The 21,396-nt window shown below is 72.2% G+C and carries 20 protein-coding genes; 10 read left to right on the forward strand and 10 right to left on the reverse strand.

What is annotated here, in order from left to right; all coding sequences use genetic code 11:
- Positions 1 to 110 precede the first annotated feature (110 nt).
- On the forward strand, positions 111 to 1,367 hold the full coding sequence (locus CEQ11_RS10270; protein ID WP_088478543.1) for a DNA recombination protein RmuC: 1,257 nt from the start codon (positions 111 to 113) through the stop codon (positions 1,365 to 1,367).
- 156 nt (positions 1,368 to 1,523) lie between these two features.
- On the forward strand, positions 1,524 to 3,221 hold the full coding sequence (locus tag CEQ11_RS10275) for a DASS family sodium-coupled anion symporter (RefSeq protein WP_070637637.1): 1,698 nt from the start codon (positions 1,524 to 1,526) through the stop codon (positions 3,219 to 3,221).
- Positions 3,222 to 3,547: 326 nt separating this feature from the next.
- On the opposite strand, the gene CEQ11_RS10280 is transcribed toward CEQ11_RS10275, so the two are convergent.
- Entirely contained in the window at positions 3,548 to 4,645 is a 1,098-nt protein-coding gene (locus tag CEQ11_RS10280; protein WP_088479013.1) for a 4-hydroxy-3-methylbut-2-enyl diphosphate reductase, read from the reverse strand.
- A gap of 54 nt (positions 4,646 to 4,699) precedes the next feature.
- Positions 4,700 to 5,752 carry a hypothetical protein gene (locus CEQ11_RS10285; protein ID WP_088478544.1) on the reverse strand — a complete coding sequence of 351 codons (1,053 nt, stop codon included), beginning with the start codon at positions 5,750 to 5,752 and terminating at the stop codon, positions 4,700 to 4,702.
- A gap of 102 nt (positions 5,753 to 5,854) precedes the next feature.
- Here CEQ11_RS10285 and xseA point away from each other — a divergent pair, with 102 nt between their 5' ends.
- Positions 5,855 to 7,183, forward strand: a complete 1,329-nt coding sequence (xseA, locus tag CEQ11_RS10290) for an exodeoxyribonuclease VII large subunit (protein WP_088478545.1) — start codon at positions 5,855 to 5,857, stop codon at positions 7,181 to 7,183.
- Positions 7,184 to 7,278: 95 nt separating this feature from the next.
- Complete coding sequence (locus CEQ11_RS10295) at positions 7,279 to 7,602, forward strand: exodeoxyribonuclease VII small subunit (RefSeq protein WP_088478546.1); 324 nt, start codon at positions 7,279 to 7,281, stop codon at positions 7,600 to 7,602.
- Positions 7,603 to 7,745: 143 nt separating this feature from the next.
- Here the strand turns inward: CEQ11_RS10295 and CEQ11_RS10300 are convergent, their stop codons facing one another.
- The 5 genes from CEQ11_RS10300 to CEQ11_RS10320 all read right to left on the reverse strand — a co-directional run bounded on the left by CEQ11_RS10300 (position 7,746) and on the right by CEQ11_RS10320 (position 12,412).
- Complete coding sequence (locus CEQ11_RS10300) at positions 7,746 to 8,333, reverse strand: type 1 glutamine amidotransferase domain-containing protein (protein ID WP_088478547.1); 588 nt, start codon at positions 8,331 to 8,333, stop codon at positions 7,746 to 7,748.
- A 75-nt stretch (positions 8,334 to 8,408) separates the two neighbouring features.
- A complete protein-coding gene (locus CEQ11_RS10305) occupies positions 8,409 to 9,332 on the reverse strand; it encodes a PPK2 family polyphosphate kinase (protein WP_369804924.1) in 924 nt (307 codons plus the stop codon).
- Between the two features lie 31 nt (positions 9,333 to 9,363).
- Positions 9,364 to 10,605: a pyridoxal phosphate-dependent aminotransferase gene (locus CEQ11_RS10310; RefSeq protein ID WP_088478548.1), complete on the reverse strand. Its 1,242-nt coding sequence runs from the start codon at positions 10,603 to 10,605 to the stop codon at positions 9,364 to 9,366.
- An 80-nt stretch (positions 10,606 to 10,685) separates the two neighbouring features.
- A complete protein-coding gene (locus CEQ11_RS10315; RefSeq protein ID WP_102957522.1) occupies positions 10,686 to 11,933 on the reverse strand; it encodes a hypothetical protein in 1,248 nt (415 codons plus the stop codon).
- Positions 11,930 to 12,412 carry an NUDIX hydrolase gene (locus tag CEQ11_RS10320; RefSeq protein WP_088478550.1) on the reverse strand — a complete coding sequence of 161 codons (483 nt, stop codon included), beginning with the start codon at positions 12,410 to 12,412 and terminating at the stop codon, positions 11,930 to 11,932. Before CEQ11_RS10320 ends, CEQ11_RS10315 begins: the two co-directional genes overlap by 4 nt.
- 248 nt (positions 12,413 to 12,660) lie before the next feature.
- Here CEQ11_RS10320 and CEQ11_RS10325 point away from each other — a divergent pair, with 248 nt between their 5' ends.
- From CEQ11_RS10325 to CEQ11_RS10340, 4 genes are read left to right on the forward strand one after another with little or no spacing between them, the layout of a single operon-like run.
- Entirely contained in the window at positions 12,661 to 14,589 is a 1,929-nt protein-coding gene (locus CEQ11_RS10325) for a hypothetical protein (RefSeq protein WP_088478551.1), read from the forward strand.
- Positions 14,590 to 14,637: 48 nt separating this feature from the next.
- A complete protein-coding gene (locus CEQ11_RS12950; protein ID WP_102957523.1) occupies positions 14,638 to 15,204 on the forward strand; it encodes a hypothetical protein in 567 nt (188 codons plus the stop codon).
- Positions 15,179 to 16,663: a cell wall metabolism sensor histidine kinase WalK gene (locus CEQ11_RS10335; RefSeq protein ID WP_102957524.1), complete on the forward strand. Its 1,485-nt coding sequence runs from the start codon at positions 15,179 to 15,181 to the stop codon at positions 16,661 to 16,663. The genes CEQ11_RS12950 and CEQ11_RS10335 overlap by 26 nt, the downstream gene beginning before the upstream one ends.
- Positions 16,660 to 17,358: a response regulator transcription factor gene (locus tag CEQ11_RS10340; RefSeq protein ID WP_088478552.1), complete on the forward strand. Its 699-nt coding sequence runs from the start codon at positions 16,660 to 16,662 to the stop codon at positions 17,356 to 17,358. Before CEQ11_RS10335 ends, CEQ11_RS10340 begins: the two co-directional genes overlap by 4 nt.
- A gap of 116 nt (positions 17,359 to 17,474) precedes the next feature.
- Here the strand turns inward: CEQ11_RS10340 and CEQ11_RS10345 are convergent, their stop codons facing one another.
- The 3 genes from CEQ11_RS10345 to CEQ11_RS10355 form a co-directional block, all read right to left on the reverse strand.
- Entirely contained in the window at positions 17,475 to 18,488 is a 1,014-nt protein-coding gene (locus CEQ11_RS10345) for a hypothetical protein (RefSeq protein ID WP_088478553.1), read from the reverse strand.
- Positions 18,489 to 18,568: 80 nt separating this feature from the next.
- Positions 18,569 to 19,219: a GNAT family N-acetyltransferase gene (locus CEQ11_RS10350; protein ID WP_088478554.1), complete on the reverse strand. Its 651-nt coding sequence runs from the start codon at positions 19,217 to 19,219 to the stop codon at positions 18,569 to 18,571.
- A 27-nt stretch (positions 19,220 to 19,246) separates the two neighbouring features.
- Positions 19,247 to 20,221 carry an IS481 family transposase gene (locus tag CEQ11_RS10355; RefSeq protein WP_088478831.1) on the reverse strand — a complete coding sequence of 325 codons (975 nt, stop codon included), beginning with the start codon at positions 20,219 to 20,221 and terminating at the stop codon, positions 19,247 to 19,249.
- A gap of 127 nt (positions 20,222 to 20,348) precedes the next feature.
- On the opposite strand from CEQ11_RS10355, the gene CEQ11_RS10360 reads away from it, so the two are divergent.
- Positions 20,349 to 21,026, forward strand: a complete 678-nt coding sequence (locus tag CEQ11_RS10360) for a 5-formyltetrahydrofolate cyclo-ligase (protein WP_227718845.1) — start codon at positions 20,349 to 20,351, stop codon at positions 21,024 to 21,026.
- Positions 21,027 to 21,096: 70 nt separating this feature from the next.
- A complete protein-coding gene (locus CEQ11_RS10365) occupies positions 21,097 to 21,375 on the forward strand; it encodes an FmdB family zinc ribbon protein (protein ID WP_088478556.1) in 279 nt (92 codons plus the stop codon).
- Positions 21,376 to 21,396: the final 21 nt, after the last annotated feature.

Below are 21,396 nucleotides of genomic sequence, written 5' to 3' on the forward strand. Positions count from 1 at the left end.
GGAGGCGGCGGCCCGGGGCCGGAGAGGAGCGGTGGCCCGAGGCCCGCTGCGCCGCCCCTGACCGGCGATGACGGACTATCCTGTCCGCCACGGGTGGCACCCTGGGAGGCATGGACGTCTTCTCCCTGCTCCTGGGCCTCGGCCTGGGCCTGGTACTCGGCGCCGGGCTGGCCGCCTGGCTGCTCTCCTCCCGTGCCCGCCTGCGTGAGGAGGAGCTGCGCCGTCGCTCCGAGCGCGCCGCGGACGAGGCCGCGCAGGCCCGCGAACGGCTCGCCCGCGCGGAGACGTCCGTACGGATGCTCGAGCAGGGCCGGCAGGAGCAGGAGGACGCCCGCCGGCGGGACGCGGACGTGCTCAAGGCCCTGGCGCCGATGGGCGAGCGCATGCGCCACCTGCAGGAACAGGTGGCCGTGGTGGAACGGGACCGCGTGGACCAGTTCGCCGCCCTCGGGGAGCAGCTGCGCCAGGCGGCGCAGACGGACTCGGCCCTGATGCACCGGACCACCGAGCTGCTCTCCACCCTGCGGTCCACCACCGCACGCGGCCACTGGGGCGAGGTGCAGCTGCGCCGCGTGGTGGAGGCCGCAGGGATGGTGGCGCACACGGACTTCTCCGAGCAGGTCACGCTCTCCGGCGCCGACGGGCAGCGGCTGCGCCCGGACCTGCTGGTGCATCTGCCCGGCGGCAAGGCCCTGGCCGTGGACGCCAAGGCCCCCGCCGCAGACGGCGTGGCCGCCCAGCACCTGGCGGACGAACACGACGACCAGGCCCGCGAGCGTCGGGAGCAGCTGCGGGCCAGTCACGCCGCGGCCGTGCGCCGCCACGTGGACGCGCTCGCCCAGAAGTCCTACTGGTCCGGGCTGGAGGAGAGCCCGGAGCTGGTCCTCTGCTTCCTCCCTTCCGAGTCCCTGCTGGCCACCGCACTCGAGGAGGACCCCGGACTGCTGGACCACGCGTTCTCCCGCGGGGTGGCGCTCGTGGCCCCGGTGTCCCTGCTGACCGCGCTGAAGTCCGTGGCGCATGCCTGGCGCCAGGAGCGCATCGCCGAGGACGCCCACCAGGTGGTGGCCGCCGCCCGGCAGCTCTACGACCGCCTCGGCACGCTCGGCGGCCACCTGACGAAGCTGGGCTCCTCCCTGGGACGGTCCGTGGAGCACTACAACCGTCTGCTCGGCACCCTGGAGAGCCGGGTGCTGCCGTCCGCACGGCGGATCCAGGAGCTGGACCCGCAGCTGGAGCCCCCGCTCTCCGGCGCCGCGCCGGTGGAGCAGTTACCCCGCCCGCTCTCCGCGCCCGAGCTCACTGCGCAGCAGGGCGAGCTTTGGCCGGACGGCACTGAGGGCCAGGAGTCCGACGGGCGGCGCTGACCCGCACGGGCTGGACAGGCAGGACCGAAACGCGTGACACAGAGCACATTCCCGGCTGTCGCGCTGTTACCTTGTGGGCAGGAACGTCACAGGAGGACCACATGCCCTCCGCCGACACCGCCAGGGCACCCCGCCTGACTGCACAAAGGAGTGGCCATGTCATCCTCGTCGCCACGGTCCACCGTCCACGGTGACCACCTCAAGAAATACGATCCCCATACCAGGGCCAAGGACTTCGCCCAGGAGCTCTCGCCCGGCATGCGCGCCGAGGCCGTCCCCGGGGGCACCGTCCGCAACCGCATCATCGGCCTCCTGCTCGGCCCCGCCCTCGGCCTGCTGCTCTTCTTCCTCATGCCGGCGGACATCGGCGTGTGGCCGCGCCTGATCGCCGGCACCGCCGTGCTCATGGCGATCTGGTGGATGACCGAGGCCATCCCGATCCCGGCCACCTCGCTGCTGCCGCTGGTGCTCTTCCCCGTGTTCGTCCCCGCCGCGGAGACCCCGGAGGGCGAAGGAGTGTCCGTCTCCGCCGTCGGTGCCTCCTACGGCGCGGACACGATCTTCCTCTTCATGGGCGGCTTCATGCTGGCCCTGGCCATGCAGCGCTGGAACCTGCACCGCCGCATCGCGCTCTCCGTGCTCGCCACCATGGGCTCGAAGACCGCGAACCTCATCGCCGGCTTCATGATCGCCACCGGCTTCCTCTCCATGTGGGTGTCCAACACCGCCACCGCCGTGATGATGCTCCCCATCGGCATCTCCGTGCTCATGCTGGTGCAGCGGTACGCCACCGGCGCCGAGGCCGAGGCCGTCGAGGCGGACCTCTCCGACGAGGAGCTCGAACAGGACCCGGCCGAGATGGACGACCAGCAGCTCCAGAAGCTGACCAAGTCCAACTTCGGCACCGCCCTGATGCTCGGCATCGCCTACGCCGCGTCCATCGGCTCCCTCGGCACGCTGATCGGCACCCCGCCGAACACCCTGCTCGCCGGCTTCATGCGCGAGACCCACGATGTGAACATCGGCTTCGCCCAGTGGATGCTCGTCGGCATGCCGGTGGCGATCCTGCTCATGGTCGCCTGCTGGTTCGTGCTCACCAAGCTCCTCTTCCGGCCGGAGATCGATCAGATCGAGGGAGGACAGGACCTCATCCGGGAGGAGAAGGCCAAGCTCGGCCCCATGTCCTCCGGCGAAAGGCGCGTGCTTGCCCTGTTCGTCCTCGCCGCCCTGGCCTGGGTGGCCGTGCCGCTGGTGTCCGAGTACGTCCTGGGCCTGGACTCCGCCCCGATCGCAGACGCCGGCATCGCCATCGCCGTCGGCATCCTGCTCTTCCTGCTGCCCGCCGGCGGCGACGCCCAGCGCGGCGTGCGCCTGCTGGACTGGGAGTCCGCCATCCAGCTGCCGTGGGGCGTGCTGCTCCTCTTCGGCGGCGGTCTGGCCCTGTCCAAGCAGTTCAGCGACTCCGGCCTGTCCGAGTGGATCGGCGAACAGGTGGCCGGCCTCGGCGGCATCCCGGTGATCGTCCTGGTGGCCGTCGCGGCCGTCGGCATCCTGCTCCTGACCGAGATGACCTCGAACACCGCCACCGCCGCGACGTTCCTCCCGGTCGCCTCCGGCGTGGCCATGGGCACCGGCATCGACCCGCTGATGCTGTGCGCCCCGGTGGCCCTCGCCGCCACCTGCGCGTTCATGCTCCCGGTCGCCACCCCGCCGAACGCCATCGCCTTCGGCTCCGGCTACGTGACCGTGGGCCAGATGGTGAAGGGCGGCGTCTGGATCAACCTGATCGCGACCGTGCTCATCATCGCCGCCTCCATGACCCTGCTCGTCTGGGTCTTCGGCCTCACCTACTGACGCCACCGTGCCCCGGGGCGGCGCTCCCCGGGGCACGAACGCGCCGGCGCCGAACTTACGAACCAGAAGAAACGGCGGCGCCGAACCAGAAGAACTGGTCACTTCAAGCCACCATCAACCAGCCAAACCTTCTGGCTCGCCACCGAGGCACCGAACCAGAAGAACTGGTCACTTCAAGCCACCATCAACCAGCCAAACCTTCTGGCTCGCCACCGAGGCACCGAACCAGAAGAACTGGTCACTTCAAGCCACCATCAACCAGCCAAACCTTCTGGCTCGCCGCTGGGACCGTGCCAAACCTTCTGGCTCGCCGATGGCGGCCCCGCTCAGTCGCGGCGGCGTCCTCCGAGGTTGCGGTCCTCGTCCCCGATCCGCTTCAACTCGGCGCGCAGCTCCTTGGGCAGGGAGAACATGATGTCCTCCTCCGCGGTGACCACCTCGTCCACGTCCGCGTAGCCGTAGTCCGCCAGGAGCGCCAGGACGTCCTGGACCAGCACCTCCGGCACGGACGCACCTGAGGTCAGGCCCACGGTGGCCACGCCCTCGAACCAGGACTCGTCCACCTGGTGTGCGAAGTCCACGCGCTCGGCACGGGCGGCACCGTACTCGAGGGAGACCTCCTTCAGGCGCACCGAGTTGGAGGAGTTCGCCGAGCCGACCACGATCATCAGGTCCACCTCCGGGGAGATGACCTTCACCGCGGCCTGCCGGTTGGAGGTGGCGTAGCAGATGTCGTCCGACGGCGGGTCCTGGAGGTTCGGGAAGCGCTCGCGCAGCACGGAGACGATCTCCAGGGTCTCGTCCACGGACAGGGTGGTCTGGGACAGCCAGATCAGGTTGTCCGGGTCCTCGACCTGGACGGTGCGAGCCTCCTCCACGTCGTTGACGACGATGGTGTGCTCCGGGGCCTCGCCGTAGGTGCCCTCGACTTCCTCATGACCCTCGTGGCCGATCAGCAGGATCTGCTTGTCCTGCTTGGCGAAGCGCACGGCCTCGCGGTGCACCTTGGTCACCAGCGGGCAGGTGGCGTCGATGGTCTGCAGGTTCCGCTGCGCGGCGTCCGCCACCACGGCCGGGGACACACCGTGGGCGGAGAAGACGGTGACGGCACCCTCGGGCACCTCGTCCAGCTCGGAGACGAACACCACGCCGCGCTCGGACAGCGAGTCCACCACATGGCGATTGTGCACGATCTCCTTGCGCACGTAGACCGGGGCGCCATGGACCTCGAGGGCCTTCTCCACGGCGATCACGGCACGGTCCACGCCGGCGCAGTAGCCGCGCGGGGCGGCGAGCAGGACACGCTTGTGGCCGGTGACGGGTGCGGCGGCCTCGATCTCCTCGCGGCTGCGGCGCACGCGAGGCACATGAGGAATGCCGAGGCCGACGGAGACGGGGGCGGATGCAGTGGTGGGGGTGGACATGCCCACCACTCTATCGGTCGGGTCCACCCGACGGGGCGGCCCCTGCCGAGGCCGTCAGGAACGCCGGCGACGCTCGGCGAGCGCCGCCCACAGCAGCCCCACGACGACGGCCGCTCCCCCTCCGTACAGCAGTCCCGTCGTGCTCGGGCCGAAGGAGTCGGCCACCGCGGACCGTACGACCCCGTCGACAGCCTCGGTGAGGTCGGCCAGGGAGCGCGGGGCGTCCTCCGGGACGGAGAGGCGGACCAGATCCGGGGAGGCCACCGCTTCAGGGATCGCCAGTGCCCCGCCGACCAGCAGCAGGCCGACCACGGCGATCGCGACGCCGCGCCATCGGCCGGGGCCGAGGATCACGGCGGCCAGGCCGAGCACGGCGGCGGCGACCGCGGCCCAGACCCAGTGGGCCGAGGCCCGCATCAGCGCGGGGGCGTCGGCGAGGGACGAGGAGATCGAAACGAGGGCGTCGTCTCCGCCTACGTGGACGAGCACGGAGAGCCGGTCCTGCCCGGCGAACTCGCGGATCCCGTCCCGGGCGCGGTCGAACAGGACGGCCAGGTCCGTCTCCGGCATCTCCACACCGAACATGCTGCCGCCGGGGACGACGAGGGAGCCGTCGTCGTTGCCGAGCAGGTCGGCGGTGCCGTCGGCGAGGTCGTCCACGAGGCCGACACCCACGTGGGAGACGACCGGGCCGAGCGGGACGGTCAGCGTGCCTGCTTCGGAGTCGTCCCCGGAGCCGCTGTCGGACTGCACCTCGCCGGCGTCGAGCCGGTCCGCCCAGTCCGCACGGGCCTGCTCGGCGGACTCGAGCACTCCCGCACGGACGCGCTCGTCCTGCAGCGCGGCACCGGTGCTGTGGTCGGTGACCTCCCGGATCAGGTCGCCGGCCACCAGGGAGATCTCCCGCGGCAGGGCTGCCTCCACCAGGTCCAGCACGAAGCGGGGGGCGGCGTCCTCCACGTCCGGATCCTCCATGACGCGGTCCACGGCGGTATGGGTCAGCTCGGGTGCGCGGATCGCCTGGTCGACGGCGGCACCGACGACGGCGAGTACGCCGGCGAGGCCGGCCAGGACGGCCAGCAGCAGGGACACGATACGACGGGCCACGCGGCTCCTCTTCGGGTTCGGCCGGGTGACCTCCACACCCGCGCTAACGTGTCCCACAGTACTGATAGTCAGGACGAGACCCAACAGAGCGGAGGCAGACGCATGGAGCAGATCCCGGACCTCGCCGGCGACGGCCCTGCCAGCGTGCCCGAACGCGCCGCGGACACGTCCCCGGACAACCCCTGGCCGCTGGCCCGGCTCTCGGAGAACCTGAAGCGGCACATCGAGCGCGCCCCGGCCACCTGGATCGAGGGGCAGCTGATCGAGGTCAAGAACAACCGCGGCAACGTGTACATGACCATGCGGGACCTGGACCAGGACGTCTCCCTGCCGGTCAACGCCTGGCGCAACGTCGCCGCGACCTTCGGTGAGGGCATCACCCCCGGAGCCCGCGTGGTCGCCCGCGTGTCCCCGAACTTCTGGCTCAAGGCGGGCCGCCTGTCCATGACCGTCAGCCACATGCGCCCGGTGGGCATCGGAGACCTGCTCGCGCGCGTCGAGCGCCTGCGCCGTCGACTCGGCGAGGAGGGCCTGCTGGACGTCTCCCGCAAGCGGCCGGTTCCCGTGCTGCCGCAGTGCATCGGCCTGATCACCGGCCGTGACTCGGATGCGAAGAAGGACGTCCTGCGCAACACGCACCTGCGCTGGGAGGCTGCGCAGTTCGAGATCCGCGAGGTCGCCGTGCAGGGCCCGAACGCCCCGCGCGAGGTCGCCGCGGCGCTGGCCGAACTCGATGCCCTCGACCACGTGGACGTCATCGTGATCGCCCGCGGCGGCGGGGCCCTGGAGGAGGTCGTCCTCCCGTTCTCGGACGAGCAGCTCGTCCGTGCCGTGGCCGAGGCCCGGACCCCGGTGGTCTCGGCCATCGGCCACGAGGCCGACCGTCCGGTGCTGGACGATGTGGCGGACCTGCGCACCTCCACGCCCACGGACGCGGCGAAGCGGATCGTCCCAGACGCCGCCGTGGAGCGCCAGGGCATCGCGGAGATGCGCCTGCGCCTGGCCCGGGGGGTCGAGCGGCGCGTGCTCACCGGCGAACAGGAGCTGGCCCAGCTGCGCTCCCGCCCTGTGCTGGCCCGCCCGCAGGTCATGGTGGACTCCCGTGCCGAGGAGGTGTCCGGCCTCACGGAGCGCGTCCGGCGCAGCCTCGGACTTCGGCTGGACCGCGAGGCCGACGCCGTGGACCACCTGCTCGCGCGTGTCCGATCCCTGTCCCCGCAGCAGACCCTGGATCGCGGCTACGCGGTGGTCCGGCACGGCGACGCCGTGGTCCGGGACGCCGCGGACGTGGCCGTCGGCGCGGATCTGGACGTCCTGGTGGCCTCCGGCCGTCTCGACGCCCAGGTCACCGCCGTCCATCCCCTGCCCGCCCGCGGGACCGGGTCCCTCGACGGCGGGGACGCCGCCACGGACACCGTCCCGCACACCTGAACCACCACGCCCGACGACGACCGCCGCCGCACGGCGGAGGGCACCGTCCCGCACACCTGAGCCGCCACACCGACCACCGACTCCGAGGAGACCCGATGAGCACCGAGAACACCACCCCCGAGACCGCCGGCGTGGAGGGCTTCAGTTCCGCCGACGTCTCCGACGTCCAGCGCATGAGCTACGAGCAGGCCCGCGCCGAGCTGGTGCAGACCGTCTCCCGCCTCGAGGCCGGCGGCGCCGGACTCGAGGAGTCCCTGGCCCTCTGGGAGCGCGGTGAGGCCCTGGCCGCCCGCTGCCAGGCCTGGCTCGACGGCGCCCGCACCCGCCTGGACGAGGTCCGCGCCGCCGCCGAGTCCCAGCAGGCCGCCGAGTCCCAGCAGGCCGCCGAGTCCCAGCAGGCCGGCGAGGACGACGACTGACCGGCCCGAGTGCCGGCCCCTCGTCCGGCTCGCCCCGGCCGTCGGCCGGGGCCCGGACACAGCGCACGGCCCCGCACCTCCACGAGGTGCGGGGCCGTCGTCGTCCCTGCCGCCCTGCGACGGGCCGGGCATAGACCGCCGGATCAGGCGCCCATGTGCTCCACGACTGCGGCGCAGAAGGCGTCCAGATCATCCGGGGTGCGGGAGGTGATGAGGTTCCCGTCCACCACCAGCTCCTCGTCCTTCACGGTGGCGCCGGCGTGCTGCAGGTCCAGGCGCACGGACTCGTAGGAGGTGAGGGTCCTGCCTTCGACCAGGCCGGCGTCGATGAGGACCCACGGAGCATGACAGATCGCCGCGACCGGACGGCCTGCGGCGTGCACGGCGCGGACGAACTCCTTGACGTCCTCATCGCCGCGGACGGCGTCCGCGTTGAGGGTGCCGCCCGGCAGGACCAGCCCGGCGTAGGCCTCGGCATCGGCGTCGGCGACCGTGGAGTCCACATCGAAGACCTCGGCGTGCTCCCAGTCGCCCTCCATCGCCTGGACGGTGCCGGCCTGCAGGGACAGCAGGTGCGGGGTGCCTCCGGCGGCCACCACGGCCTCCCAGGGGCGGGTCAGTTCGGACTGCTCCACGCCGCGGGTGGCGATGAAGGCGACCTTGCGGCCGGCCAGCGGGGCTGTGTCCGGGGTGTCAGAGATGGTGTTCACGGGGTTCGCGGTGTCGTTCATGGCAACCACGCTACGCCCGCTCCCCCACCCCGGCGCCAGGGATCGGACACGCAGAGACATCTCACAGCGCGGCCGTCACAGCGCGGCGAGCCTCGCCTTCTCCGCCTCCGCGTCGATGGTCGAGGCCGGCCAACGCAGGTCCAGGTCCTCGAGCTCGGCGATGAGGATCTCCTGCACCGCCAGGCGGGAGTACCACTTGCGGTCTGCCGGGACGATGTACCAGGGAGCACGGTCCGAGTCCGTCTCGACGATCGCGATCGCGTAGGCCTGCTGGTACTCGTCCCACTTCGCGCGCGTGTCCAGGTCCGCAGGGTCGTACTTCCAGTGCTTGTCCGGGTTCTCCAGGCGGGCCAGCAGGCGCTCGCCCTGCTCCTGCTTCGAGATGTGGAGCATCACCTTCACGACCCGCGTGCCCGCGGCGACCGCGGCCTCCTCGAACTCGCGGATCGCCCCGTAGCGTCGGTCGACCTCGGCACGGGGCGACAGGCCCTCCACCCGGTGGACCAGCACGTCCTCGTAGTGCGAGCGGTCGAAGACCACGATCTGCCCCGGCTCCGGCATCTGCTGCTCGATGCGCCAGAGGAAGTCGTGCTCGAGCTCCTCCTCGGTCGGCCTGCCGAAGGCGGCGGTCCGCACGCCCTGCGGGTCCATGGCACCGGCCACGGTGCGCATCAGCCCGCCCTTGCCCGCGGTGTCCATGCCCTGCACCACCACCAGCACGCTCGGGGCGGCCTCCTGGTCCACGCGGCCGGCGGCGTAGAGCAGCTCCTGCAGCTCGGCCAGCCGGGCGGAGCGGGCGGACAGCGCGGCCCGGCCCTCGGCCTTGTTCCCCTCGAAGCCCGGCGTGCCGTCCGCGTCCACGTCCGGCGGGGACAGCACCTCCCCGGCCGCGGTCCTGGCCCGCAGCGCCGTGCGCACGTCCACGCTCAGCGGGCTTTCCTCGGAGGAGAACACGTCCTCCACGGCCTTCGCCGCCTTGGCGTCCTTCTTCTTGCCCACGGTCTCTCCCTACCTCTCTCGATCCGAGTGGTCACACGCGGCGCTCGCGCCAATCCGCGAGGAAGTCCTCGAGACGGTCCAGGGCGATGCCGAGGTCCTCCACGCTGGGCAGGGTGACCAGGCGGAAGTGGTCGGTGTCCTCATAGTTGAAGGCGCGGCCGTGCGAGACGAGGATCTTCTTGGCCCTGAGCAGGTCCAGCACGAACCCCTCGTCGTCCTCGATCCCGTAGACCTCCGGGTCCAGGCGCGGGAACAGGTACAGGGCACCCATGGCCGGCTGGCAGGTCACGCCCTCGATGTCGTTCAGTCGCCTCTGGGCCAGGTTCCGCTGCTCCAGCAGGCGGCCTCCGGGCAGCACCAGGTCGTCGATGGTCTGGTAGCCGCCGAGGGCGACCTGCACGGCGTGCTGGGCCGGGACGTTGGCGCACATGCGCATGTTGGCCAGCAGCGTCAGCCCGTCCAGGAAGTCCTTGGCGCGGTGCTTCGGCCCGGAGGCGGCCACCCAGCCGGAGCGGTAGCCGGCCACGCGGTAGGCCTTGGACAGGCCGGAGAAGGTCAGGGTGAGCACGTCGTCGGACAGGCCGGCGGCGTTGAGGTGCTTGGCGCCGTCGTAGGTGATCTTCTCGTAGATCTCGTCCGCCATGAGCACCAGGTTGTGGCGGCGGCAGATCTCGACCATGCCCAGAAGGGTCTCACGGGAGTACACGGCTCCCGTGGGGTTGTTCGGGTTGATCAGGACCAGGCCCTTGGTGCGCTCGGTGACCAGCGACTCGATGTGCTCGAGGTCCGGCTGCCAGCCCTCCTCCTCCACGCACCGGTAGTGCTTAGCCATGCCACCGGCCAGGGTGGTCGCCCCCGTCCACAGCGGATAGTCCGGGGACGGGATCAGCACCTCGTCCCCGTCGTCCAGCAGTGCGGTCAGGACCATGGAGATCATCTCGGACACGCCGTTGCCGATGAACACGTCGTCCACGCCGATGCCCCGGATGCCGCGGGACTCGTAGTACTGGGAGACCGCGGTGCGGGCCGAGTAGATGCCCTTGGAGTCCGAATAGCCCTGTGCGTGCGGCAAGTGCTGGATCATGCCCTGCAGGAGGGCGTCCGGGGCCTCGAAGCCGAACGGGGCGGGGTTGCCGATGTTCAGTTTCATGATGCGGTGGCCGGCGGCCTCCATCCGCTGGGCCTCCTCCAGGATGGGGCCGCGGACGTCATAGCGGACGTCCAGCAGCTTGGAGGACTGGCGGATCAGACGGGGGTCACCGGTGGAAGACATGCCCCCATCCTTCCACCGGCCGGGCCGTCCGCCCAGCACGTGTCAGGTGCTTCCGCCCGAGTGTCCGCTGTGGTCCCGGTTCAGAACCACCCCGGCCGCGGCACGACCCAGTCCTCGGGGGCGTCCTCGAGGCCGCGGTCCACGAGCCAGTACTGGGCGGCGTCCTCGGGGCTGAGCGCGTCCGGGCCGGAGACCAACTCCTGCAGGTCGGTGAGTCCCTCGGCGTCCATCCGGCCCATCACCTCGCGGATCTGGTCGCGGGTGGCCTTCGGGATGTGCTCGGCCTGGCCCAGCACGGAGATGCGGCCCTCCGGGAGGACGCGGCCGGAGTCCTCCAGGGCCACGAGGGCGTCGTCCTCCACAGCCGGGTCGATCCCGTAGGCGAAGCCCAGCTGGGCGCGGTCGAAGACCAGGTCACCGGTCACGGCGGAGTACGCCGGACGCCATTGATCCGGCCGGCAGCCGGAGAGGCGGTCCAGGCGCTCGCGCAGCAGGCGCGTGGCTTCCGGGCGGGACTCGCTGTTGACGTCCACGCGGGCGGCGGCGACGAGCGGCTCACACCGCACGTTGAGATCGTCGATGGTCTCCAGCTTCAGGCGGGACGCCGTGGACGCCGTGACCAGCGCGGTCAGGCGCAGGGTGCCTGCCGAGGGCGCGAACACGGTCACCTCATCCGAGGGCTCGGCGGAGGCCGAGGGCGTGCCGCCCGCCTCGGTCCCCGCGGAGCCGGCGTCCTCGGACGGCGTGGCAGAGCCCGCGGCGGCGCGGCGCCGCTCGGCCTCCGCCGCCAGGTGCTCCTCGATCAACCGGTCCACCTTGTCCGCGCCCATGGCGGACTCGCCGTTCGGCAGCGGGGTGGGGGTGGGCGTCCGGCTCTCGGTGCTCGACGCCGCGGCGGACTCCACTTCCCCGTCCTCGGACGGGGACGGGGACGGCGAGCCGCCGCCGGAAGGCGACGGGTCCGTCGTCGTGCTCTGAGCCGATGCAGACGGGGAAGCGTTGAGTGTGGGTTCCGGAGGCTCCGGCATGACCTGCTCCGGCGCCACCTGCAGGGCATAGGCCAGGGTGTCCACCACGGCGACGGTCGTCTCGTCCGTCCGTGCCCACGGCTGCGGCACAGGGTCGGACTCCGCGACCTCGTGGCCTCGATTGCGCAGATGGCGTTCGACTACGGCGGCCACGGCCTCGGACACCACGGCGTCCGTGTGGGCCACCGAGATCGGGCCCTGCGGGGCGGGCGGTCCCGTCGGCTCGTCGTCCCCGGTGCAGGCGGTCAGGCCGAGGGCCAACACGCAGGCACTGGCCAGGATCCGCAGGCGGCGGTTCATGCGTCCTCCTCCGTCGGCAGGTGGCCGCCGAGCCGCAGGGCCCGGGTCAGCCAGGGGGAGGTGAGGACCGAGTCCAGCTCGTCCAGACCGAACCAGCGGGCATCGTGGGACGAACCACCGATCTCCGGACGCAGGGTCCCGCCGGTGATCTGTCCGCGGTACAGCACCTGGACGGTGAGCAGGTCCACCCGCTCTCCACGCAGGCGCCTCGCGGCGGGGATGTGGCCCGTGGTCACACCGAGCAGCCCGACCAGGCGGCAGTCGTGTCCGGTCTCCTCCCAGACCTCGCGCACACACGCCTGCTCCGGACTCTCCCCCAGCTCGATGCCGCCGCCGGGCAGCGTCCAGTAGACGTCGTCGGACGGGCTGCGCCACGCCGAGAGCAGGACCGAGCCGTCCTGCACGATCAGCGCATAGGCGCCGGCGCGCGTCTGGAACGGGACGGCCGCGGCGGGCACGGTGCCGGTGGGCTGGGACACGTCGGCTCTCCTGTGAGGGGCGCGGGGTCGGACGGTTCCCCAGTCTACGGGCGCACACGGTGGCCGTGGCGGTGGCCTGCGCACCGGGCCGGCGGCGGAGGGGCGGCGGCGCCGCGCGGAGGCGCCGGGGCCGCGCGGAGGTCCCGCCGACCGTGAACACGCCCCGCAGCGGACGCGTGCCCTGGGATACTGGTCGGACCCGGCGGCAGCCGCCGCCCCGCCTCGTCCGGATGGAAAGGAGTGTCCCCGTGCACCACCACGACGACGGCCCCGCACCCGGGTCCGACCACCCCGCCTCGGACGTGGCCTCCTCCGCCGCCGAGGCCGGCGCGGCCCCCGAGGTGCCGGCCGCCGGCCGGAACGAGCTGCGGCTCGTCGGTGCGCTGAAGACGGCGCGCTCGGCCCGGCTGCCGGCCCCGGACCGCGCGGACGACGCCCTGGGCTGGCTGGATGTGGCCGTGGAGGCTGCCCTCGGCGACGACGGCGCCCGCGCCGCCGCTGCAGCGCACGCCGGCCTCGATGCCCCGGGCAGCGGTGCACCGGACTGTGCGCTGGCCCTGTGGCGTGCCGCCGCAGTGGCCGCGGACATCGCGCAGGACGCGGACGCGCTCTCCACGGCGCTCGAAGCCCGCGCCGCGTTGCTGCGCCGGCTCGGCCACCCCGTGCAGGCCCGGTTGGAGGTGCAGCTCGGCGCCGCCCTGCTGCACGAGCCGGACGCCTTCGAGGCGACGGTGCTCGCCGGCGTGGTGGAGGACGAGCGCGCCCGCCTCCGCAGTGCGGGGGCCACCGCCGACACGGTGCTTCCCGAGGCGCTCACGGCCCTGGCGGTGGCACGCACCCAGGACGGCGACCACGCCGGCGCCCTGCAGCTCGTGGACGAGGCCATCGCTCACATGCGCCGCATCAAGGTGGCCGGCGACGTGCTGCCCTGGGGCTCGCTGGCCTCCGCCCAGCTGCTGCGCGGCCGCCTCTGCCTCTGGACCTCGGACCCGGACGGGGCACAGGACGCCGCCTGCGATGTGCTGGCCCGCCCCTGCGGCCGTGCTGTGCGGGCCTCCGCGCTGCTGGTCCGGGCCCTGGCCTGCCACGCCCTGCAGAAACTGGACGATGCGGCGGACTGGGGCATCGCGGCCCTGGAGCTGATGCAGCGGGCCGGCCTGCGCCGCGGCGCCGCCTCCGCCGCGGCCCTGGTGGCCCGGGTGCTGGGGGCCTCCGCCGCCCCGAGCCGCGCGGCGCTGCTGGCGTGGGAGATCGCCGCGGTGAACGCCGAGCGCGCCGAGTCCCCCGACGCCGCGACGCTGACCTACTGGTGGGGCCACCAGCTGATCATGCACGGCCGTGCCGAAGATGCCGTGGACGTGCTGGGCCCCGTGGTCCGCCGGGCCCGGACCACCGGAACGGCGGCGGACGAGGCGCGCGCCCTCGTCGACCTCGGCCACGCCCACCATGAGCTGGACCGCACCGATTCCGCCCTCGAGGCCTGGGGGCGCGCCGCAGACCTGTTCGAAGACTGTGGCCGCGCCGACGACGCCGCCCGCACCCTGCTCGCCGCCGGCGCCCTGCTCAACCGCCAGGACGAGGCGCAGCGGCCCCGAGCACAGGCCCTGTTCGAGCGCGCCGTGCAGCTGGCCCGGCAGGTCCGGGATGAGGACCCCACGGTCCTGCCGATCGCCCTGCACTCGTTGGGCTACGTCACCTGCGAGCTCGGAGACCCCTCCGGCCTGACGATGCTGGACGAGGCCCTCGCCCTGGTCCGCGAATCGGCCGCCCGTTGGCAGGAGGCCGACTACCTGGACACCCGTGCCCGCTCTCTCTGGGCCCTGCGCCGCGGCGACGAGGCCGTCTCCACCGCCCTGCAGGCCGCCGACCTGTTCGTGGACGCCGACGACCCCGGCGGAGCACGGCAGGCGGAGCTGTTCGCCGCCTTCGTGGCCGCCGAGGACGGTGCCCCGGACACCGGGGTCACGCTGTTCTCCCTGCTGGCCGACGACGCACAGGCCCCGCACCTGGTGCGCCTGGCCGCCCTGACCGGCCTCGAGCAGTGCCACGTGCGGCTCGGGGACGAGACCTCGGCCGCCCGCGTCCACGCGCGGCTGCTTCAGCTGCAGGAGGAGGCGGACGCCCCGGCCGGGCACCGGGCGGTCGGGAACCGGGCGGCGGAGGACGACGTCCCCTGAGGTGAGGCCTCTCATCATGGCCTCATCCCGGACCCGGAGCATGGAGCCATGTTCACGAAGAGAGCCATCGGCGTCGGGCTGGCCGTGCTCATCGCCCTGATCGCCGTCGTCGCCGCCGTCGCCATCGCGATGCCGTCCCTGCGTCCGTCGGAGACGGAGCTGGGCCCTCAGATCCACCTCGGCACGTCGAGCCAAGACGCCTCGCACACCGCGTCCGAGCGCGGGCGCGACGGCGACGACGATGCCCCGTCGGCAGCCGACGCCTCCCGCTCGGCCGCCTCCTCGAACGCCTCGTCGTCGGCCGCCTCGATCTCACGGACACCCGGGCGTCCCGACGCCCCGGCCGCCTCTGCGAAGACCTCGTCCGCCCCGGGCCAGGAGCCGACCTCCGCCTCGGCGCCTGCCCCGAACCCGAAGCCGGTCACACCGCCGGCCCCGAGACCGAAGCCGACCACGCCTTCGGCCGCTGCGCCCACCTTCTCCCGCGTTCCCGCCGCTCCGCCGACCGTCCTCGACGACGAAGACGACGATGACGACGAATGGGAAGATGACGACGACGAAGACGACGAGGACGAAGACGAGGACGACGATGACGACGACTGGGACGACGACTGACCGGTCACCCCGCCGCCACTTGTGGTCCGGCGCGCCCGTCCGCGTCCGCCTGACCGTCCTGTTCGTCCTGATGACGATCGCGGCGCTCATCCTCTCCGGCGTCACGGCCTACCTGCTGCAGCGGGCCTCGGTGCACGAGCGCATCGAGAACGCCCTGGGCCGCACGGTCACGGAGCTGAACCTGCTGTCCCAGAACGGCGTCGTCCCGGACACCGGCAAGCCGATCTCCTCGGCGTCCGAGCTCATCGAGGTCGCCATGGTCCGCACCCTCCCCGTCCGCAACGAGGGCCTGCTCGGCCTGGAGAACGGCCGAGCCACCCTCGGCGCGGCCGACGCGGTCGAGCTGCGTCTCGAGGACGATCCCGAGCTCGTCGCCTGGGCCCTGGAGCGCGAGGACTCGGACGTCGTGCGCATCTCCACACTGACCACCCGTCAGACGACCTACCGGGCCGCCGTCGTCCCGGTGGGCGGCACCGCCGCCGAGGACCGCGGTGCACTGCTGGTGGCCTTCGACGTGGAGGCCGAGATCGACGAACTGCAGGAGACGTACTCCGGCTATGCGCTCGCCGCCCTGCTGTCCACCCTGGTGGTCGTCCTGCTGGCCTGGATCCTCCTACGCCGGGTCTTCACCCCCCTGGACCAGCTCAGCGCCACGGTCCGCACGATCACCGAGCGCGACCTCGCCCGCCGTGTGCCGGTGACCGGACACGACGACGTCGCCAAACTCAGCACGGGCTTCAACGAGATGCTGGAGCGACTCGAGGCGGCGTTCTCCTCGCAGCGCCAGCTCCTGGACGACGTGGGCCACGAGCTGCGCACCCCCATCACCATCGTGCAGGGCAACCTCGAGGTGATGGACCCCGAGGACCCCGAGGACGTCCGCGAGTCCATGGACATCTCCCTGGACGAGCTGCAGCGCATGCGCCGGCTCGTCGACGACCTGGTCCTGCTCGCCAAGACCGCACGCCCGGACTTCGTGACCCCCGAGGCCGTGGACGTGGCCGCCCTGACCTCCGCCGTGCTGGAGAAGGCCGCGCAGCTGGGCGAGCGGGAGTGGCTCCTGGAGTCGGCTGCCGAGACCACCGCGATGCTGGACGTGCAGCGCATCACCCAGGCGTGGCTCCAGCTCGCCTCCAACGCCGTCCGCTACTCGGAGGACGGGACGCGCGTGCAGCTCGGCACGGCCGTCGCCGGGGACACCCTGCGCCTGTGGGTCCGTGACCAGGGCATCGGCGTGGCGCAGGAGGACCGTGAGCGCATCTTCGAGCGCTTCGGACGCGGCGCCAGCACCCGGCAGGAGGGCTCCGGCCTGGGCCTGACCATCGTCTCCGCGATCGCCGCCGCGCACGGCGGTCACGTGAGCCTCGAGTCCGTGGAGGGCACCGGGTCGGTGTTCGCCATGGAGATCCCCCTGCGCACTCCACCGAAGGACCGAGCCCCGGAGGCACCGACACCATGACGCCGATCCTGCTCATCGAAGACGAGGAGCGCATCGCCCGCTTCGTCACCAAGGGCCTGAAGGCGGAGGGCTTCTCCGTCACCGTCGCGGACACCGGTCAGGAGGGGCTCGGCCTCGCCCTGACGGGCTCGTTCGCACTCATCATCCTCGACCTGGGGCTGCCGGACATCGACGGCTTCGACGTCCTGCGCCGGCTGCGGGTCCATGACGAGGACGTCCCCGTGATCATCCTGACCGCGCGCTCTTCCGCCCAGGACACGGTCTCCGGGCTCACCGGCGGCGCAGACGACTACATGCCGAAGCCCTTCCGTTTCGCCGAGCTGGTCGCCCGTGTCCGGCTGCGCCTGCGCGTCACCGGCGGCGGTGCCCCGGCGGCACCGGAGGACCCGGTCCTGCGCCACGCCGACCTCGAGCTCGACCCGGTGGCCCATGACGTGCGCATCGGCGGCAGGAGCGTAGACCTGTCCGCCCGCGAGTTCGCCCTGGCGGAGGAGTTCCTGCGCCATCCGGGCCAGGCCCTCAGCCGTGAGCAGCTGCTGGACAGCGTCTGGGGCTACGACTTCGACCCGGGCTCCAACGTGGTGGACGTGTACGTGCGCTACCTGCGCGGCAAGATCGGCGCCGAGCGCATCGTCACCGTCCGCGGCGTCGGATATCGCCTCGCCCATGAGGACGACTACCCGCCGGCCTCCTGACGGACTGGGCCCGGGCGCAGACGCGGAACGGCCCGCCTCCTCGGCGATGAGGAGGCGGGCCGTTCTGCGTCAGGTGCGGTGACGGGTGCCGGAGGCCGTGAGCGGCCTGCGGACGATCAGGAGGCGCGGCGGCGGGCCAGCACCGAGTCGAGGTCGAGTGCCGGGGTGGCCTGGTCCCGCAGGCGACGGCGCTGCAGCTCGGAGACGCCTTCGGCCAGGCGCACGTCGCCGGAGGGCACCTTCTCGGCGGTCTCGATGCGAGCAGGGGCGGAGCGCTGCATCTCCGGAGCGTCGAGGTAGGTCGGGCGGGGCACGGTCGGCAGCACCACGGTGCGGGGCTTCTGTGCCTCCTCCACCCGGACCGGCAGCGCCTGCTCCGCGACCGAGGCCTCGGTCTGTGCCGCCTGCGCGGCGGCAGGACGGACGTCCACGGACGGTGCAGCCTTCTCCGCCGGCGCCGCAGCAACCGGTGCGGCGGTCCCGGTCCTCTCCACCGCCGGCTCGGCGGTGCGGCCGGCGGACCGAGCGACGTGCACGCCGCGGGCGATGTGGGCCGGTGCCCGGTGGGCCTCGGCCCGGGCGGCGCGGGCGGCACGACGGGCCTTCCGCTCGCGGACGGCCAGGACGCGCAGGGTGGCGACGGCGGCGAGGGCTCCGAGCAGGGACCATCCCGCGACGGTCACGGTCTCCGCGCCGAAGGCGGCGGCGACACCGGTCACGAGGAAGGTCACGGCCAGCGCGACCGCAGCCAGGAACAGGGCCGTGCGGCCCCAACGCACACGGAAGCCGCCGGCCGGAGCCGCGCGGCGGGTGTCGAAGGAGGGGCGGCGGACGGCGGGAAGGCGGAAGGTGCGGCGCTTGGGCGCCGGCGCGGACGCGCTGGTCATGGGTGTCCCCTCCTGAGGCGAGGTCGTCGAAGCGGAGTCTACGGCCGCGTCAGCGGCAGGGGAAGCAGCGGCCTCGGCGGCGTGTGCCTCACGGGCGTCGGCGCGTCTGCGCTCGGCCGTGACCACATTCCATCCGAGCCAGAGGATGAGGGCGAGGATCACCAACGACGCGCTGACGCGCAGGTCGGAGAACACGCCGAGGACGGCGTTGAGCTCCGCCGCAAGGGTGTTGATCTCATCCATGCCTCCAGCGTAGCGGCTGGAATCACACGGTTGTCATTCACCGCGGCGTGTCGTCTCGAACACGCCGGCAGTCGCCGGATTCAGGCCGCGGTCAGCCCCCCGGCGAGTCCTGTCCGGCGGCTCTCCAACCACCCGGCGAGCACCCCGTCCGGGACCTCCTCGACGGTGAGGGCGTAGCTGATGTGGTCGCACCAACGGCCCGCCACGTGCAGGTAGCGCTCACGCAGCCCCTCCCGACGGAAGCCGAGCTTCTCCGGCACGCGCAGGCTGCGGGCGTTCTCCGGGCGGACGTTGATCTCCACCCGGTGCAGGCCGAGCCCGTGGAAGGCCCAATCCGTCACCATGGCCACCGCGGTGGGAGTCAGCCCGCGGCCGGCCTGGCGACGGTCGATCCAGTAGCCGACCGCACCGGAACGCACCGAACCGCCCTGGATGCCTCCGAGGCTGATCAGCCCCACCAGGCGGTCTCGACCCGGAGCGTCCTCGTCCAGCGCCATCGCCCAGGTGTAGGACAGCCCCTGCCGCGCCGAGCGGCGGTACCACCGCACCATCTGCGCAAAGGTCGTCGGACCGCTCCCCGGCTCCGGGCTGGTGGCATCCCAGGGAGTCAGCCACTCCTCGTTGGCGGAGCGCTGCTCCTCCCAGTCCCGCCGGTCGCCGCGCACCAGGGGGCGCACGGTCAGAGTGTCGTGCCGCAGCACGGCGGGCCAGGGGTCGGTCAGCCAGGACATGCCCCCGATCCTAGGTGTACTCGGCCATCACGTTGATGACACTCGTTGAGCGGGAGTCTTGCCTCCAAGCGCGGTGTGGCCACGCTCAGTGTTGTACTCATGGAGCCACCGGGCAAGGGCATCCGTGCGTTCAGTATTCGAGGCCCAGACCTGGCTGTAGGCCCATTCCTGCGCCAGCGTCCGGTTGTACCGCTCGACCTTGCCGTTCTGCCACGGGCAGTGCGGCCGGATGAACTTCTGCCGTGCACCCAAAGCTGAGACCGCTTCCTTGAACGCCTGCGAGTTCTTGTACGCCAAGGCGTTGTCCGTCATGACCCGTTCGATCCTGTCGATGCCGTGCTCAGCGAAGTACACCGCGGCCCGGGCCAGGAACCCGGCGCACGTGGGCCCGGTCTCATCCGGCAAGGCCTCGCTGTACGAGAGCCGGGAGCAGTCGTCGACCATCGAGTGCACATAGTCGTACCCGATCTTGGGTCGACGTCCTTTGAGCGGAGCGGTAGCCGCCCTGCCATGCGCACGCCACCCGCCCCCGTCCGGGATCTTCCCGATCTTCTTCACGTCTACGTGCACCAACTGGCCAGGACGGTCTTTCTCATACCGGTGAGTGGTGGCCTTCGAAGAACGGATCACTTCCCCGGTCACCGGATCAAGACAGGCCAGGGCAGGCATCTGGTGACGGGCCAGGATCCGGTTCACCGTCCTGGCCGGGACCCCGACTCTGGTGCTGATCCAGTCCTGACCCCGCCGGTGCGTGCTGCGGGCCTGAAGGACTTGCTGTTCGGTCTGGGCGCTGGTTCTGCTCGGACAGTGGTGAGGCCTGCTGGAACGATCCTGCAGCCCGTGTTCGCCCTCGGTGCGGTAACGGGAGACCCACCGGTGCGCGCACTGACGCGAGATGCCCATCAAGGCCGCGGCGTGGGCCACGGGCATGCCCTCTTCCAGAACCCGGTGGACCAGTAGCGTCCTTCCATACAGGGTCAACCGGGCGTTAGCGTGGGACATGAGAACCTCCGTGGTGATTGGGATGCCGTTGACAAGCCCCACTTCACCCGGAGGTTCTCTTCATCGTCAACGGACTATCTGTCACCAACGTCATGGCCGAGTACACCTAGGCGGCACAATGAGGGACATGGACACCCCTGATACCTGCGCCGAGGCCAAGGCGCGGCTGCGCACTCAGGTGCGCAGCCGCCGTCGGGCACGGGACGCCGCCGAGCGCGCCCGACTGTCCGAGGCGGCGGTGGGACACCTGTGGTCCTGGCTCGGGCCGCGGATCGCCGAGCGTGCCGCGGCCGGCGCGGACACCACGGTCGCGACCGTCCTGCCGATGCCCACGGAGCCGGACACCGCGTCCCTGCGCACCCGCCTCCACGCCGCCGACGCCCGGGTCCTCGTCCCCGTCACGGCCGAGGGTAGGCGGATGCACTGGACGGCGTGGACACCCGGCGTGGCCACGGCCCGGTCCGCCCATGCCCCGGTGGAGGAGCCGGTCGGCGAGCGCCTGCCGACGTCGGCGCTGCACACGGCCGCGGCGCTGATCATGCCCGGTCTCGCGGTGGACTCGGCGGGCATGCGGCTGGGCCAGGGCGGCGGCTACTACGACCGTGCCCTCGCCGCGTTGCCGGACCGGCTGCCCCGGGTCGCGCTCCTGTTCCCGGACGAGGTGCTGCCGGCCGGTCAGGTGCCGACCGAGGCGACCGACCGGCCCGTGCACGGCGTCGCCACCGCGGGCGGACTCGTGTGGTTCTGCCCGCCTTTCGCCGACGCGGACCCCACCGACGCAGGCCGTGCCGGGGAGCGGGACTAGGATTCTGCATCGAGCCGGGCCCGCACGGGCGCGACCGGCACCGATGCGCCGCTCCCCCACGGAGGAACCCATGCCCACCTATGCCTACCGCTGCAAGGACTGCGACCACGCCTTCGACATCGTCCAGTCCTTCACCGACGACTCCCTCACCGAGTGCCCCGAGTGCGGCGGCACGCTGCGCAAGCAGTACGGCTCCGTGGGTGTGACGTTCAAGGGCGGTGGGTTCTACCGGACCGATTCGCGGAGCTCGGGCGGGTCGTCCTCCCCCTCGGAGCCCTCGGGCTCGGGATCGGGATCGGGATCGCGATCTTCCTCGTCGTCGTCCTCGTCCTCGTCGTCTTCGGACTGAGCCGAGGCTTGCGGAAGCCCT

The sequence above is a fragment of the Micrococcus sp. FDAARGOS_333 genome (genome assembly GCF_002206575.2).
GTDB lineage: Bacteria > Actinomycetota > Actinomycetes > Actinomycetales > Micrococcaceae > Micrococcus > Micrococcus lylae.